Source organism: Lacrimispora sp. (genome assembly GCF_032078915.1).
Classification (GTDB): domain Bacteria; phylum Bacillota; class Clostridia; order Lachnospirales; family Lachnospiraceae; genus Lacrimispora.
This window is the reverse complement of the sequence record NZ_DAMAUN010000076.1, coordinates 1-17,064: the sequence shown is the minus strand read 5'-3', so window position 1 is coordinate 17,064 and position 17,064 is coordinate 1. Positions and strand designations below refer to the sequence as shown.

Genomic DNA, 17,064 nt, shown 5'->3' with positions numbered 1-17,064 from the left:
AATGAAAGATGAAGAAGAGACTCATAACAACATTATTAGCAGGCGTAATGGCAACAAGCATGGTAATACCGGCAATGGCTGATCCAGGAGGAGCTGTTCCTGCATCAACCGGCACTGATGTATGGGCGGGTGTTATTATCGAAGATAAGGATGCAAAAGTAAAAGTAGAAGTTCCGACACTGTTTGCATTCGTAGTAAAAGGTACGACTACAGTAAGTGATAACAGTCCTGTGACCAGCGCAAACGGAGACATTTATCTTCCAAATGTAAAGGTAGACGTAACCACTCCGTCAACGAACGGACAAGGTGCAGTTTATAACCTGCAGACAGAAGGAAATCTTACCGTTGAAGGAAAACTGCCATTTACAAATTATTCTACATTCAAGAATGCTTCAGACAAAAGAGAAGGTCTGGCAGTTAAGGTTAATGGAAACATCAAGAATGAAGGGGATGATGCATCCAGAAAATACTGGACTCATACAACCAGCAGCAATACCGGATTGGATGATTTTAAGAAGTACAATATAAGCGTTGATGGTAACAACTTTGATACAGTGGCAAACGGAGGACTCCAGATGGCTGGTACCGGTATTAGTCTGGCAGCACCAAATACAGACCCATTAGGTGATTTAAGCTACTCTAACGTAGATAGTGATGATTATGCAATTGTAGGAGAGACTCACCATGCAAAGTTTGACGTACTTGTAGGTGGAACAAAGGGCGAGTATAAGCAGGTAGAAGAGTCTGCAAAGATTGGTAACATCGTATGGACGATCAGCGTAGAGATGCAGAATGATGTTGACACTGCACCTAACGAGGATTACCTTCAGCCTTAATTATATTTGAGGTCAGTTTATAAACGCCAGGATGATTAGTTATAATCCCCAGAGAATCTCCTTTCGGAGATTCTCCGGAGATTTGTTGCAAATAAACCGCAGGGTGCAGGACAGTTTATTTGCAAGAGATTTCCGGAAACAGCCAGAATGGAAAAGAGGAAAACAAATGAATCCTATGAAACGATGGAAAAAATATATAGTTAGACTTACCGCAGTTGGATTTGTATGTACGGCCTGCCTGCGCTTTTCTGCGTTAGCAAGCGAAGGCCCTGCGTCCAATGTGTGGTTGAGTGTAACTCAGATACCATCAGAAGCAAGGATATCGGTAACCGTTCCATTGGCGTATGGATTTGTAGTGCGTGGAAGTGTTGACAGCAGTGATACATATCCGGTGTCAGTCGAGAATGGAAACTTACTTGTGCCGAATGTAAAAGTACATGTCAGCGTACCTTCCGGTTCCGGAGCAGGAACAATCGCAGAGTTTGAATTGCAGACGTTTTCGGAACATACAATCCCGATCCTGAATTACTCAACTGATGTAAGAGAAGAGCATCTGGAAGAAGAGCATCCGCCAAGGGAGGGATTGCCGGTTGAGTTAAAGCCTTTTATTGCCGGCTATGACAGTGATGAAGGGAAGACGCATTACTGGAAGGCGGTAGGTTATGATCCGACATGGGATGGAGTATCGTCACAGACTAATTTTAAAGAGTATCAGATGCTGATGGATAATGTTGCATTTTCTGTTCCTGGCCAGGTAACAATCAGTTATGAAGATAGCAGTACGGAGCTTAGGAATGTATTTTGGTATGCAGATAAAATAGCATTGAATGCACCGGAAGATGTATTGGCAAATGGATATACTGCGGCGGGAACTGCAAATGTACCTTCAGAAACATATGTCAATGTAGGCGTCAAAGCAGGCGGAAGGCAGGACGAATATTCGCAGGTCGAAGAGTCGTTAAAAGTCGGAGCGATTTTTTGGCAGGTGATACCGGGAGAACTTTCGGAAGTAACGCCGTAAGTTATTAGTAAATAGAAAGAAAGTAAAGGACTGGAACGATGACAGTGCAAAAAGATAAGAAAAAAAGTAAGTTGTTATGGATCATTATTATTCTGCTGCTGCTTCTGATTGGAATTGGATCAGGCATCTATTACCAGATGACCAGAGACAATAATTTAAGCCGTTTAACAAGAGATGCGCTGGCTTTGGGTGGTATGCTTCCGGGTAAGACAGACCAGGAAATCGTGGATATTTTAAGTACCAAGGTAGCAGAAGGTATGGTGGATATCGGAATCGCAGCCGGTCCGGTATTTGAAAACGGAGGAAAGAAAGGGCGGATTGCAATCGAAAATATTGCAGCAAACCATTATTCTTTCCAGGTAGATATCAGGCTGGATGACACTGGAGAAATTATTTATCGGTCGGGACTGATAGACCCAGGATTTTATATTGAATATATTGAGTTAAATAAAACGCTTCAGGCCGGAGATTATCAGGCGACAGCGCACTTTACCACATACTCCTTGGATGAGACTGAGGATAAGATCTCGGAAGCAAATGTAAAAATTGTACTTCATGTGATGGATGGTCTTTTTTATAAATGAAATTGAATAACAACAAAATCCGCTGTTGCTTTTTGTTCTTAGAGGTAATCTGCTTGCTGGCCGGTTCATTTTTTGTGGGCATGGGCTTACAGAAAATGTTCAGTAATCAACAGACCCGAAAAGAATATGCCAAATCAGAACTTGAATGGAAACAGGAGCTTGCAGAAGGTGAAGATGATGCAATTGTAAGAGATTTGAGAAACCAGGAACTGGTCAAAAATATGAAATATGTTTCTTTGGAACGTCAGATTTATTTTGATCAGTCTGATGGACCCGGAGAAGCCAGGATTGCAAATGACAAAAAGAATAATTTTAGCTGTACATTAAGAATTGTAAGAGATGCGACCGGAGAAGTAGTTTATGAATCCGGATTGATTGAGCCTGGATATTACATAAAAGAAATTCATTTAACCGGCGGCCTTAAACAAGGGTATTATCCTTGTACTGCAGTTTGGAGCTTTTATACACAAGGTGAAGAATATGCAGGTGAAACAGCATGGAAAGTAGTCGTAATTATTAAATCTGCGAATAAAACGTCATGAGAAAACGGATAAGATTTGCAAGAAAGTACAGCAGTTCAGCCCGTATAAATCGAACGGCTGCGAATAGATACGGCTGGCTGCCGTGAACCTTACCCATAAATACATTGTAGCAGAACGGAGGTGGATATTATGGGCAGAAAGAGATTCCTTTTATCATGGCTGATATGTGACCTGTTGTTTCTGTTTGTCTGTTTCCCTGTCTGGGCAGATGAAAATAGTCTGGGAGGAGGAACCGTACCAAAAAGAAATGGGCGGACCGATATTGTTGCAGGTGTGGTTGTTGATTATATGGGGAAATTACGTTTTCAGGTCTTGGACAGAGACAATAATAATCCGATTGAAGGGGTGTCAGTGGAAATCTTTATCCCGAGTCTGAACCGTTATGTTTTGTTTGGTTTAACGGATAGAGACGGTATTTATGAGTTGGACGTGGCATATAACATGGCCTCTTTAGTATCGGATAGTGACCAGTTTATTAAGAACGATGAGAACTATACGTTTAATGGTACGTTAGTGTATCTAAACGATAATAATATTCAGTATCGGGTTTATAAAGCCGGATGGCTTCCTTACCCCTACAACGGAAGTTATCTATTGAAGGGGGATAAGGTTCCGGAGACGATTACCATAAAATTGTATCAGAAGAAGAACGGCGAAGATGGTGATGGTGGTGATGATAAAGATACAGTACTTGATAAAACTGTTCCGGGGGGAAACCTTCCCGGAGGCCCACCTTTAGATAAGCTCCCTTCTGATATTCCGGATAATACGCCTCCGTTGAGCTACGTGGGAGGAATCCCCAAAACCGGAGTGGAAGGGGCTCTTCTTTATTGGGCCTATGGCTTAATATTCTTTCTGCTTGCAGGAGGAGCTATCTGGAAATTATCAAAATTGGATAATGAGAGCAAAGAAACGAAAAGGAGAGATTAGAATGACACAATTCAAAAGATTTGCAGCGTTCCTTTTGTGCTTCCTTATGATCTTTCCCACTCAGGAACTTATGATTCTGGCAGAAACCACATCAATGGAATATGAAAGGATAGAGGAAATGCCATCTTCAGATATAATTGAAGATGGAGCAGACCGCATGGAGGATACTCAGCCGTCGGAAACTGTTAAAGATGGAACAGACCGTGTGGAGGAAAATCAGCCGTCAGAAACAATTGAAGATGGAACAGACCGCATGGAGGAAAATCAGCCGTCAGAAACAGTTGAAGATGGAACAGACCGCATTGAGGAAACACTGCCATTAGAACCAATGGAAGACGGAGCAGACCGTATAGAAGAAACCTTGCCATTAGAACCAATTGAGGGTGGAGGCGGCCGCATTAAGGAAACTTTGCCGTTAGAACCTTTAGAGGACGATGGTCATGCAATTTATTGGAATCCGGGCGGTCAGCTGCCTGCAGAACTGGCAACCGCATCGAATGCAGCAGCAACCGTGTCCAATGCAACTCCATCCAGGGCAAAAATGGGAAAAGATTCTGCTAATGGGTTGAGTCCCACAAAGCCTGTAAAAACTCTTAAAAAGGCAATTGAGCGTGCAAAAGATCTGATGGAGAAAGAAGGACTGGATCCATCGGACATTACTATTTATGCAATGAATCCGATGGAGGTGGCAGACGGGGAACTGTATGTATTAAATGCAGGGAATATCCGCATAGCATCCTGGCCGGAACGTCCTTATGAAAGTGACGCGTTGTTTTATGTGAATGGCGGACAATTAACATTGACGAATGTTCTTCTTGAGGCAGAAAATCCGGATCATGATCCTGATGAGACAGAGCTGGTTTATGTTCGGGGCGGTGTCCTTCAAATGGGACAGAATGTCAATATTAATGGCTGTGTTGTAATGGATTACTGCAGTGAGCAGGAAGATATAGAGTGGAAAGAAGATACGGCATCTCCTTCCAATGCTGCGAATACAGATAATACGGCAGCAGCAGAAAACGAACGAATTGAGAAAACACTTCCGTTGCAACCGCTGGCTTCAACCGCCAGTCAAGCAAAGGGGGCAGGAGAAGCGGCCTTTGATATTGATAATTATGTTTTAGACACCGATGAAGATAATGTTGAACTGATAGTAGATAAGATGTCCGCCAGTACATGGAGAGATCCGATTATCGAGTTGATGGAAGGATTTGACGGTGGCAGCGGCGAATATCTTCTGGAATTACGGGATGATGGCAAGGCAGAATCACGTGAACTGGTGACAACCCTTTATGCGGATGATGCAACTGAGGAAGAGTTTTTAGGCTATTTTACTCTGGCAGAATCTGATAACTGGAACCTGGAGGTCGAGACTGAGGCAGCTGCTCAGTTAAGAGATACGGGTTCAGAAAATAAAATCATGTCCCGGTCCTTTGCCTTTGAGGCAGATACTTTGACCAGCAAGACTCTGATTGCAAGCCGTTCTTTAGGTGAGGCAAAGGTTATTTACTGGAATCCGGGAGCTGCTATGACCATTGATGGGGAGATTTATCCGGCAGGCGATGATGTTTTATATGATGGATCAAACCCGCGTGCTCCGCTTAAAACCTGGAGTGCAGCAGCTGAGGAGGCTAAGAAGTCCAATGGAATGGTTGTAGCCATGCGATCCCTGAATTTAGGAGATGATAACGCCGGTGAATATCTGGAGCAGCTTTCGGACGGAGAGTTTTACCTGGCTTCTGCCGAAGCTTCATTGATAACTCCTCTTGGCACATGGAATTCTACTGCACAGCCGGCAATCATCGTACCGGAAAACAAGACCTTGATTGTAGAAAATCTTTACCTTGGCGGAATGTATGATAATAGCGGCAATGAGACCGAAGCTCAGACGATCCTGGTAAATGAGGGAGACCTTATTATCGAAAAGAATGTCAGGACAGAAGAAAAGGGATATATTCAAATAAATGCTTTTCTTGATTTAGCGAATCATCCGGTACAGGTATGCAGTGTGGATTCTATCCATGATGGTGATTTAAGAATATTCTTTGGCGATATTAATAAGAACGTAGCTTACCGGTATGTAGATGTTGTGATACCTGGCGGAGATTTGGCATCATCAATTACCGATGATGCAGACCCGATTGCAAAAGCAGATTCAGTAGGCCAGGCGCTGCTTGGCCGGATAAAGCTGCACAGTACCAACCGGTCTGTGGCAAATGGCGGTCTTTCAAGTATTGACTGGTCACTGCGGCAGGATACGGCCGAGGATGACAGTATTGTAAATGCTCAGAATATTGAACTTTATGCAATTTATTACTTCGATGGAATTTATATTGACGGTGTGGATGGCGATGACAGAAATTACGGTGCATCCTGCGACTATCCGGTGAAAACATGGGCCAGAGCAAGAGCGATCTGGCAGGATGAAATGACCAAGAGTCTGCAGGCCAGACAGGATGCAGCCGGTATGACATTAGATAAAATTGAAGCCGACTATCCGATGCCGGAGGTAATTTATATCTGTAATACTGTGACCGTAGACTCTGCCAGTGAACCGGAATGGGAGCTGGAACCCCGTTATGACTACGCAAGAGGTACTGATGTTAAGACAGAAGTCGTATCTCATATTGATAAAATTGCAAGTCAGGGAGAGGGAAGCGTCAATGTGCCGCGTCACGAAACTCCAAAGACTTTGATCAAAGTAACTGGAAGCGGTGTTTTAAGCATACGTGACGTTTTTATCCGTAATATGGTGGATGATACTGACAGTGTTACGATTAAGGTAGAGGCAGGCGGAACCCTGAACTTAAGGGGAGAGACTACCCTGAACGGAACCCGTCTTAAGAGTACCGGTTTTGATCAGAAAGATGTCACCCTGGGTAACCACGTAACGGTTACCGGAGGCAGCCGCTTTGTAATGGAAGCGGGCTGGACTGGTTCGATTGAGAACCGGGAGCAGGGTGTGGTTGCTGCCGGAAGCGGTACCACAGTTGAGATGAACAATGGTTTTATTCAAAAGAACAATTCTTACCGTGCAGATTATTATACTGCCGGAATAACCACTCATAAGGCCGGAGGTGGTGTGGTTTTAAGCGATGGCGCCAGGTTTACAATGAACGGCGGTACCATTACCGGAAACCAGACCTATCAATATGGCGCCGGTGTTTATCTTGTGGATGCAGGGACCTCCTTTATTATGAATAAGGGAAAGATCACAGGTAACAGCATACTGACTTATCAAATTTCAGGCACAAATAGCACCGTACTGTTTTCAAAAGGGGTGGGTATATTTGCGGATACAGGTACAATCGTAAACATCGGTGATGGGAACGGGGAACAGGAAGATACGGTAATCAGTAACAATAAATCATATTTTGCTTATGGTACCGGTATTTATACGAATGGCAGCTTAAATATTGATCATGCGGCCATATCTGATAATGAAGCTGGCGGAGTATACAAAAGTTATACGAATGTTAATTTAGGAGTCGGAATTTATATAGGGGCTGATGGTAAGCTTGCGATGAATGCCGGGTTAGTGAATGGGAACCATGGTGCATTTACCACATATGGCTACGTAAGAGGTGTAGGTATCTATATTGACGCCGGTACAAACAGTCATACAATCACCGGAAGTACAATAACTACGAATCAAACGGGATATGAGTACTATACTGACTCTGATATTTACAATTATAACCAGGGCGGCGGTATATATCTTGCCGGCGGCAATACCCTTACGATAACAGATACAACGGTTTCTAATAACAGAGCCGGACGCGGCGGAGGAATCTATGCATCCGGAAGTTCCGGAAAGAATATTGCTTTAACCTTAAAAGAAACCATTATAGAGGAAAATAAAGCGATATCATATCGTACCAGCAGCTATGGTGATTCCGGAGGTATTTACTTCTATGGATATGGAACTCTTACTCTGGAAGATGGAACTAAGATTATTAATAACTCTGCAACAGTGAGTACCGGCGGACTTTACATAGGTGGTTATTCTACTACCACTGCCCATGCTTATATGATGGCAACCACACCGGGAGCAATTGAAATCAGCGGCAATAAAATCACTGCGGGAAGCTACGGTACTTATGGCGGAGGTGTCACTCATAACGGCGGCAGCTGGCATGCTGAGAATGTACGGATCAGTAACAATGAGGCGGTTACACAGGGCGGAGGAATCTATTCCACCAGCTCAACCTCTTACTCTTATTTCAGGAACATGATGATCTCTGACAATCGGGCAGGGGATGGCGCTGCACTGGCAATTAGCAGCGGACGTTATTATATGAAGGACTCTTCCATTACAGACAATACTGCGACCAATAGGGGCGGCGGTATTTACACGTCAAGTACCAGTGCTTATGTGTATCTTTCAGAAACGGAAGATGGAAAATTCGAACTAAAGGATAACCATGCGGACTATGGCGGCGGGATTGCTATTACAACTGGTTACTCATTTATGATGGATATTGCCGGCCCGATCCAGAACAGTGCGGCTGTACAGGGAAGCAACTTCTATTTAAGCGGTTATGCATACATTGATATTTTCAATGGACATTTTAAGCAGCCGGTTCCATTAAAACAGGTGGAGGGTGTGTACAATATCTATATTGATGATACATCAACCAGTACCTACAGTAAGTATTTTGATTTCAGTAAGGTTACCGCTGATAAGAAAGATGGAGCCAATCCCGATGTCATCTTTTTAAATTCAGGAAGCTCTTTCCTGACAGTACTTGCAGCGCCGCTAGATGATAATACGGCTTATGGAGCCTTTCCGATTGACTTAAACAGTGATGTGTTTCAATCCGGCAGTGTAGTACTGAAACCATTGGGAAGTGCTGCGAACCGGGCAATGATGGAACCAAATGATGATCTATCTGCGGCGACTCAGGTAAACCGGCAATATCCCGCATTGATGAGTGCAATGGGCAACTTAGATCATTTTCGCGGTGGTGAGCTGCCAAGAAGAAGCGAACTTGGCGGATTTAGAGATGCAGTTAACACCACCAGAACGAATGTCATTATTGTCGGCCAGGGTGTGTATTTAGCCGGATATAAAAGTGATGGAACCGGCGGAAATGACAGCAATGGGGGTACCTCTCCGGCTGATGCGGTTGCAACTTTTGAAAGAGCAAAAGAGGTTTTAAAAAATAGGATTAACGAAGCCGTTATTCATGACGGTACCCTTCCGGAGGAAGAAAGGGAAGGCTTTGCACCATTTATCTACATTTGCGGTCAGGTGGATATTAACACCAATGAATCCTGGGAACTTAATTATGATGATCCGCTGTATACTGATATAAATGAGTATTATGCGATTGCGGAAGAACGCAATGGGACCCCGGTATATGAGCCGCAGGTACGCCGGTTTGCTTCCTTTGTGCGGCAGCCGATGATTAAAGTAGGTAATGGCAGCAATACAGTGTCATTTACTACAGGAAGGCTGATTATTGATGGTATGGCGGATACAGTCGTTCTTGCTGATCAGAGTTCATACAGCCCGGTCATCTATGGATCTGCAGGTACATTGGTGACTTTGACCGGAGATTCAATGATCAGGAATAATTACTACAGTGCACTGGACATTTATGGAAAAGTAACACTTAGCGGCGAAATTGGTGAAGTGAACAAGCAGCTATATAATAACCAGTCACAGTGTACGGTCAGGTTGTATGGTTCGGCCAAAATGTCGATGCTGGGAGAGGCAAAGATTATCACAGATAATACAGTTGAAAAGGTTGCCAGCTTTTCCGGCTATGCGATATGGATGGGAGGAACGAATGTCTCCGTATCTATGGAAGGTAACAGTGCTATTATGCAGGGACCGGGTTCCACACTGCTGAATAGCTATCTGATTTATTCCACCTATGCTAATACCTCCGTTCAAATGAAGGAGAATGCCAGATTAGAAGTCGGCAACGCAGTGAGCGGCGCTATCTATATTTCAGGCAGTGATTCAACGATTGATATGACAGAAGATGCCAGCATTGCAACGCTGGATGGCGCATATTGGCAATATGGCATTTATGGGTGTGCCAATTTTTCTCTTACGATGTCAGACCGGGCCAACATTACTTATGGAGGATATCGCAGCACCACGACATATGGTATTTATCTTGCCCCCACAAGTACGACAACGGCATCGGTAAAGATGCAGGATCATGCGGCGATTATACTTGATAGTACAGCCACAGGCACATCCTATTGGTTTTATGGAATCTCTGTGAACAACGGAATATCACCGAAGATAGAAATGTTAAACAATTCAAGAATTACTGGTAATCCGAATGTTATGAGCCTTACCTGCGGGATTATTACAAATAGTTCTAATGCAAAAGATGTAATGATTTTACTGAATATGGAAGCTGACGGATCCGAAGAAGAATCAGTTTCGATTACGGATATGAGCCATGGCATTTACCTTGGGGCGGCAGAAAACAGCACTGTTTCAATGGGAAAGAAGGCTCTGATTGCTGGCGGGGCAGACGGAATATATTTGACGGGCCGCAGCAGCACCACATCAACAGCTGATATTCTGATGAAAGATCACAGCAGGATTTACAAAACCACCTATGGTATTTACTTTTATCTGGTTAATAGCAGTCCAATTAACATTCGGATGGAAGACCATGCAGCGATTGAACAGAATAATATGGGGATCGCCGAAGCGACAGCGACCGGAAGTACTACCTATGGGGCATCACAGGTAAACGTAGAAATGTTTGGTAACTCCAGAATATCCGGTAACTCCGGTTCAGGAATTCAATTGGTCCATACTCAGAACAACTGGTCAGAAAGCACTGGGTACCAAAAGATCACGTTAAATGACAATGCAATGATCGGCGGCAGTGATTATTACAGCAGCACAGATGCTGCTTCCGGAAATCAGGGAGCCGGAATATATGCCAACGGTCCCATTCAGGTGACAATGAACGGAACTGCAAAAATATCCGGAAATGGCACCAGTGTTAATAATGGCAGTACAGCAAGTTCGGGAATTTACTTAACACGTTCAACAACTGCCTCCTATCATCGGGCCGGAACAGCAAGAATTACCTTAAATGATTCAGCTTCTATTTGTGATAACAAAGGCGGCGGTGTTTATGCAGCAACGATCGGCGACTCCACAACAAGCTATCACAATGAAGTCATTATTGAATTAAATGGAATTAAAGATGATGGAAGCTTTTCTACGCCGTCCATTCAGGGAAATACAGATGCGGTCTACTTAGGGGCTGACGCAACCTTAAGGCTTAAGGGGGAAGCGCTGGTAAAGATCAGTGACAGTCCTTATGCATCAAGCTCCTACGTGGCCCGGGTAATTGATAATTATGGATACATTGAGCTGGATGGAAGAAGTACGGTTAAGGGTCTGATTTATATGAACAACAGTACCAAACCGATTACAATGACCCATGCTGCGACCGGACAGGCACCAAAGTATGATTTGCATCTGGTTGAAGGTTTTGCCGGTAAGACAGTGGTTCAGCCGGATCTGGTTGGTATTATGGATCTTACAGGGATGGGCAGCCAGCTGGCATATTTCCATAAGGCCAGTGCTGACGGAATGGCAGCCAGCCGGCCGATCGTCGAGCTGTCACCAAACCTTGTGCTGCTGGGAGAAAATAATGTTTATCTGTCAGGCAACGGGAATGATGCCAACACCGGCAACACTCCATCTACAGCGGTCAAAACCTTTAAACGTGCCAGAGAACTGCTGCGGGGAGGCGGTTATTATACGACCGGAGCGAATATCATTATCTGTACTTCAACAGTTAACGTACTGGCAGAGGATGACGACTGGTCATTTGATCCCGGCGGATTCGTAACGAATTCTCTGAGTGGTCAAAGATGGCAGCCGCTGGTAACCCGTTATGATGGGTATGGCGGTATACTGATTACGCTGTACGATAGTACCGATAGTACCAGTACGGTTTACGCCTCTACTGTTACATTTAAAAATATTACAATAGACGGCGGCTCAGCCAATGGTATCTTATTGACAACAGCCGTGAATGATCAATTGCTGATGGTTGGCAGAGGAAGGACCGCTGTCCTTTTAGAAGGCGCAGTATTGCAGAACAACAAGGCTGTAACGGCCGCCTATAGCAATGCCTCAGCATTGGGTGTGAAAATTTATGGCGGTACTCTTGAAATAAACGGCGGAACCATTCGGAATATAGTAAGAGAAACAAGCGGTAGTTTCAGTAGTTGCTACTTTGCCTCTGTGGTAATGGTCCAGGGGGTCAGTACTGCTTATCCGGGTAATCTGATTATGAAATCGGGGCAGATAATAAATAATGAACTAAAAGCTCCAAATGCGCAAAGTACCAGCGCCCGTATCGGGACGATTTATATACACAGCACTACTTCCGCCCCCAGTGGTATGGAGATGAGAGGCGGTCTGATCGAGAATAACAAGATTGTTTCAAGAGATACAAATCCGGGAGCAGCAGGTGCGATTGTAAATTATGATGGTACTGTAACAATCAGCGGTGGAATTATCCGTGGAAATGAAGGTGGATGCGGCAGTGCAATTTTCCATCAGGGTATTAGCAGTTCTTCCCAGATGATTTTCTCCGGCGGGCAGATCAGCCAAAATACGACAAATGCATCAGGACAGCAGTCTATCAATAAATACTCGCCAATTTTTGTTATGCAGAAGGGCTTTGAACTGCGTGGCGGTGGAGCGGATATCAGTGACAACATTTATTTGTACCAAACCTTAAGTGCCATTAAAGTAAGTGATCATATTTATCAGACCGGACGTTCCTACCATATATACTTAAATCAGGGAACCAGCTACTTTAGAAAAGGCAGTGTAGTCGTAGAGCCAGATGGTAATAAGGTAACTAACGTTGGTTCCTATCTCCCATATTTTGATGTACGGTCGAATCCGTATGTACTGGATCGGGGAAGAACCAGTAACCTTGCCGGAAGTGTGAGCGGGGTAAAGGAAGAACAGTGCTTGATTCTGATGAAGGCAGTTTATCTTGATTCGGTTAACGGGAAAGATACGAACACCGGATTAAAGCCGAGTCAGGCCGTAAAAAGCTTTACCAAAGCCAAAAGTGTGGGGGTATTAACGACTCACGGAACTACAGAACATTATGTGATTTACGTATGCGGCAAGGCGATTAATACAAGCAGCGAAAGTGTGTGGACATTACCGGAAACTGCCTATATGTGCCGTTATACCGGATTCCCGGTTTATGAAAGCGATGGTACTGAGACACCGGAGCTTGAGCGGGCATATTACGGCTGCTTGATTCAGCCGGATTATAACCTGACATTTAAAGATATCACAATTCAGGGACGCAGAGGTACAGACAGTACGGTAAGCAATGGTGACAGCCTGGTGAATATTCTTACAGGGATCAGTGTAACAGTAGAAAGCGGCGCAGCCTTTTCGAATAACAACAACAGCGGCAACTATATTGCCGAAGATGGATTTGTGGATAACCTGGATTCAAAAGGCGGTGCTTTTCAGGTAGCCGAACGGGGAATCCTGACAATCAATGGCGGCGAGATAAAAGGTAACAATGCAACTTATGGAAGTGCAATTTATCTCCATGCAAGTGAAAGCAATCCATCATCCCTCGGACAGATGTATCTGTCTGGTTCACCGGTTATATCCGGTAAAGTATATTTAAATGGTACAGCTGATATAACTTCGGCGTATATACAGCCGGATGCTACCTATGTGCCTTCAACCGCATTACAGATTTCTGTCAGCAATGACTACAATGGCCGTCCATTGATTCGATATAAGGACGGTACCGTGCCGGGTGAAACACAACTGAAATATTATTCATTTGATGATGCGATCAACGCATTGTATGATATTGTAAACAACAGTTCCAATGCTTCCATTCTGGAATTGAGTCTGAGAAGGGTAATTTATCTGGATGGCCAGAGTGGGTCAGATGATGAAAGTCATGATGGAACAACTCCGGAAAAGGCGTTTAAGACATTAAAACGTACCTTTGAGGCGATTGGATATCAGGCAGGTACCAATGGTGTTCTGATTTATATTGTAGATACTTTGGATATTACTGGCGGAGCCAGTGAACCATCCGATATTCAACTGATGAATATTAAGGTTTACAATAGCAACGGATCCTCCCACTATGAAGGATACTATAAGGATCCGGATGAGACTGTTAATATCAGGGGCCAGGTATATTTCAAACGATATTCCCAGCCAAAAGGGTATGATGCTGCTGACCCCGTTTATGATGGATACAGCAATGAAACATTGCTTGACAGTCTGTTCTATATCGGCAATGGGGGTAAACTGACTTTAAGCGGTATTTATCTGGATGGGCATTCTATCAGCAGTGACAGCATGAATCCTACCTTAGTTGCGCCGGCCGTAGTGGCTCAGTCCCCGCTGATTACCGTTAAAGGAAGCGGTGTGCTGCAATGTTACCGTGCGGAGGGTGTGAGCAATGGTGTTCCTACCGCAACGCTATTTATTAATAATTACAATACAAAAAATAAGAATGGGCCGGAATACGTAGTCGGCCACTTAAATGATTCTGATATTATGGAAGGCACCAGTGCTGGTATTGAGCTGCTGGATGAAGGAACCTGTTTTCTTGAGTATACTGAATTTTCCAACCTTGCATTAGGCGATCAAGTGATTTCCGGAGGTACGGATGTATACAGCAATGGATACTTACATTTCAGCCGTTATACGAACTTTGGCGGAAGTGTATTCCTGGAGGGATTCGGAACCAAAGAGGCAAACCATGATACAAGCCGTTATTTAACCGTAGATGTATACGGTACTCCAATACAAAATAATTTCCATGTAATGGTGAGAGATTCCTATATGGGCAGAGATATGGTTCATTATCAGGTTGGAATCAACGCAACAGTCAATGATGCCGGTTATTTCCTGTTAGAAGAGCGGGTAAAAGATTTCTTCTGTCTGTCAAACCGCAGCGGATATCCGCATATCCTGGAGCTGCAGGTGCCGGTAGCCGTCTATATTGACGGTGCAAACGGTATCGATGACCAGGGGGACCGGTTTGCCGGTTCGACTCCGAAGTTTCCTGTAAAAACGTTGGCAAGAGCTTTTGAGTTATTAAAGACCCGGGGCGGAAATACGATTTATGTAGTCGGTACCATTCAGGTAAACAGTGATATCCAGATGACGGGACAGTCTTATATCGGCACAGGTGGAGCTGTTATGCTGGGAAGTACCAATAAGATTAACATTGTCCGATATATACAGCCGGATTTTGCAGTCCAGGACCCGGTGGCCGGAGCTGCGGCGGAATATGATGTGGAGGACTATACCGGTGCATTGCTGAATGTCAGGGATGGTGCAACCGCCCAGTTCAGTGCGAACGTGTACTTTGACGGACACAGTGAACCAAAGACCAGTATCGATCTTCCGATCGGTGCGATCGTAAGCCGGAACGGGGAAGCAAAGGCACCGTTAATAACCGTTGAAAAAGGCGGAGCTTTGAGTCTTCTGTCGAATGTAACCCTTTATAATAACAACAATACTTATGATCAGGAAAATGATCTAAATGGCCAGCATGGCGGTGCCATCTTAAACAGCGGCACGGCGACGGTTGACGGTACTCTGTTTGAAAATAACAAGGCTGCGAAAGGGTCTGTGGTATATCAGGACGGTACTTTTACGATCGTAAGTGCTCCGGAAAAACTGGATGGCCATCAGAATACCTTCTACTTAACCTCTGTGAATACCGGAACGGCAGAAAGTCCGGTCTGGGGAACTGACCACGTGATTCAGACGGCGGTGGAAATACCGAAGAATCAGATCTTTGATATCGATATGGATCATGCGGTAAAAGGCAGAGATGTGGTACAGTTTACCAGCAGTTTGGCTTATGATCCAAATGCAGATGCGGAGCATGAGCATTTCCGTTTGGGAAGTACGGTACCGGAGAACTTATTCCTGGTAGAAGCTGAAAGCAACCCGGATGTTCTCGAATTACAGGATTGGGAAGTTTTAAAAGTTGAAGTACCGGCTGATATTTATCTTGTTGTTCGCCGGAGAGGTTCTTATGACAGTACGAACAAATTAATGAGTGTTAATGATTCTTCAGCAGGCATGGATCTATTTACTGCACCGGAATATACGATTAAAAACAAGGGAATCTATGATGCGAAAGTATCCATTACCGGATTTGAGAATCAGACGATGGTGGCAGGTATTACAACTGACCCGGCTTATTTGATGAATTTAACCGCCAGTGCGGCGGTAACAACAGCTGAGAATGATTTATATCTGGCCGTAAAAGGCTTAGATGATGCCATCGGCGGAACGGGATTTGATATCGCAGAGACCTCGTTACAGCACTATGCAGAATCAACAGTTACCGCAGCACCGATTGTGCTTGGAACATTGAAAACGCAGACGTCTGGTAACTTTACCTTTATCGGAGCCGTAGGTAATGGGTTTGTGGATAAGTATATGGATGCCTCCTTCCCGATTGAAGGATCTACCAAAGCCGAAGTACAAAAATACATGGACGGAACTTCTGACTCCGGTGTAATTAATGCCAGAGCAAAATATCTGTTAAAATATAAGGTAGAGATTCTCCCGTCCAGAAGGACTCCTTAACACAGTCGAAAGAGAGGGTTTTAGCGTTGGAAGAAATAAATGAAACACAAAATATTCAAGAGAAAACCGCAAAAGAAGCCCTGGCAGCTGGTAATGTAAACAATGAAAATGGAGGGAAGAAGGGCAAGAAAAAAGCCCTTTTTCTGATCCTGCTATTGCTTATCATTGCCGGTGCCGGTGGTGGATATTGGTGGTATACACACAATCAGGTGATGGATGCGACAACCAAATACTGGTTTGACAGGTTGGCTCAGGATGGTTCTTTGCAGGGGAAAACACCTACAGAGGTTCAGGGGATTCTAAACTCTGTTGTGGAAGAAGGCATGTTTAATGTATCCATGAATGCCAGAGCGATTTTCAATGATGCTAAAAGTGAAGGTTCTATTGGATTGGAGAATATTCCGCAGAACCGTTATTACTGTCGTGTGGTGATTCGCAGAGATGATACAAATGAAGTGTTGTATGAGAGTCAGGGTATAAAGCCGGGACAGTATATTGATAAGATAAAGCTAAAGAAAAATCTTCCGGCTGG

Annotated in this window: 7 protein-coding genes; all 7 read left to right on the top strand. The window is 44.2% G+C overall.

Annotation, left to right across the window (positions count from 1 at the left end; all coding sequences use genetic code 11):
• Nucleotides 1-8: 8 nt before the first annotated feature.
• Complete coding sequence (locus RT269_RS23005; protein ID WP_313186133.1) at nucleotides 9-836, top strand: hypothetical protein; 828 nt, start codon at nucleotides 9-11, stop codon at nucleotides 834-836.
• 175 nt (nucleotides 837-1,011) lie between these two features.
• Nucleotides 1,012-1,857 (top strand): hypothetical protein, encoded by an 846-nt coding sequence (locus RT269_RS23000; RefSeq protein ID WP_313186132.1) that lies wholly within the window; start codon nucleotides 1,012-1,014, stop codon nucleotides 1,855-1,857.
• A 38-nt stretch (nucleotides 1,858-1,895) separates the two neighbouring features.
• Nucleotides 1,896-2,441, top strand: coding sequence for a hypothetical protein (locus RT269_RS22995; RefSeq protein ID WP_313186131.1), 546 nt, complete (start codon nucleotides 1,896-1,898; stop codon nucleotides 2,439-2,441).
• On the top strand, nucleotides 2,438-2,983 hold the full coding sequence (locus tag RT269_RS22990) for a hypothetical protein (protein ID WP_313186129.1): 546 nt from the start codon (nucleotides 2,438-2,440) through the stop codon (nucleotides 2,981-2,983). The genes RT269_RS22995 and RT269_RS22990 overlap by 4 nt, the downstream gene beginning before the upstream one ends.
• A 129-nt stretch (nucleotides 2,984-3,112) precedes the next feature.
• The gene (locus RT269_RS22985; RefSeq protein WP_313186128.1) at nucleotides 3,113-3,913 is read left to right on the top strand and encodes a hypothetical protein; all 801 of its coding nucleotides are present in this window, start codon (nucleotides 3,113-3,115) and stop codon (nucleotides 3,911-3,913) included.
• A gap of 1 nt (nucleotide 3,914) precedes the next feature.
• Nucleotides 3,915-16,532 carry a hypothetical protein gene (locus RT269_RS22980; RefSeq protein ID WP_313186127.1) on the top strand — a complete coding sequence of 4,206 codons (12,618 nt, stop codon included), beginning with the start codon at nucleotides 3,915-3,917 and terminating at the stop codon, nucleotides 16,530-16,532.
• 26 nt (nucleotides 16,533-16,558) lie between these two features.
• A partial coding sequence (locus RT269_RS22975; protein ID WP_313186125.1) for a hypothetical protein occupies nucleotides 16,559-17,064 on the top strand: 506 nt, incomplete at its 3' end.

What these genes read in the sequence shown, in the direction of transcription:
- RT269_RS23005 (WP_313186133.1), top strand. Translation starts at nt 9, where the DNA reads ATGAAGAAGAGACTCATAACAACATTATTAGCAGGCGTAATGGCAACA.
- RT269_RS23000 (WP_313186132.1), top strand. Translation starts at nt 1,012, where the DNA reads ATGAAACGATGGAAAAAATATATAGTTAGACTTACCGCAGTTGGATTT.
- RT269_RS22995 (WP_313186131.1), top strand. Translation starts at nt 1,896, where the DNA reads ATGACAGTGCAAAAAGATAAGAAAAAAAGTAAGTTGTTATGGATCATT.
- RT269_RS22990 (WP_313186129.1), top strand. Translation starts at nt 2,438, where the DNA reads ATGAAATTGAATAACAACAAAATCCGCTGTTGCTTTTTGTTCTTAGAG.
- RT269_RS22985 (WP_313186128.1), top strand. Translation starts at nt 3,113, where the DNA reads ATGGGCAGAAAGAGATTCCTTTTATCATGGCTGATATGTGACCTGTTG.
- RT269_RS22980 (WP_313186127.1), top strand. Translation starts at nt 3,915, where the DNA reads ATGACACAATTCAAAAGATTTGCAGCGTTCCTTTTGTGCTTCCTTATG.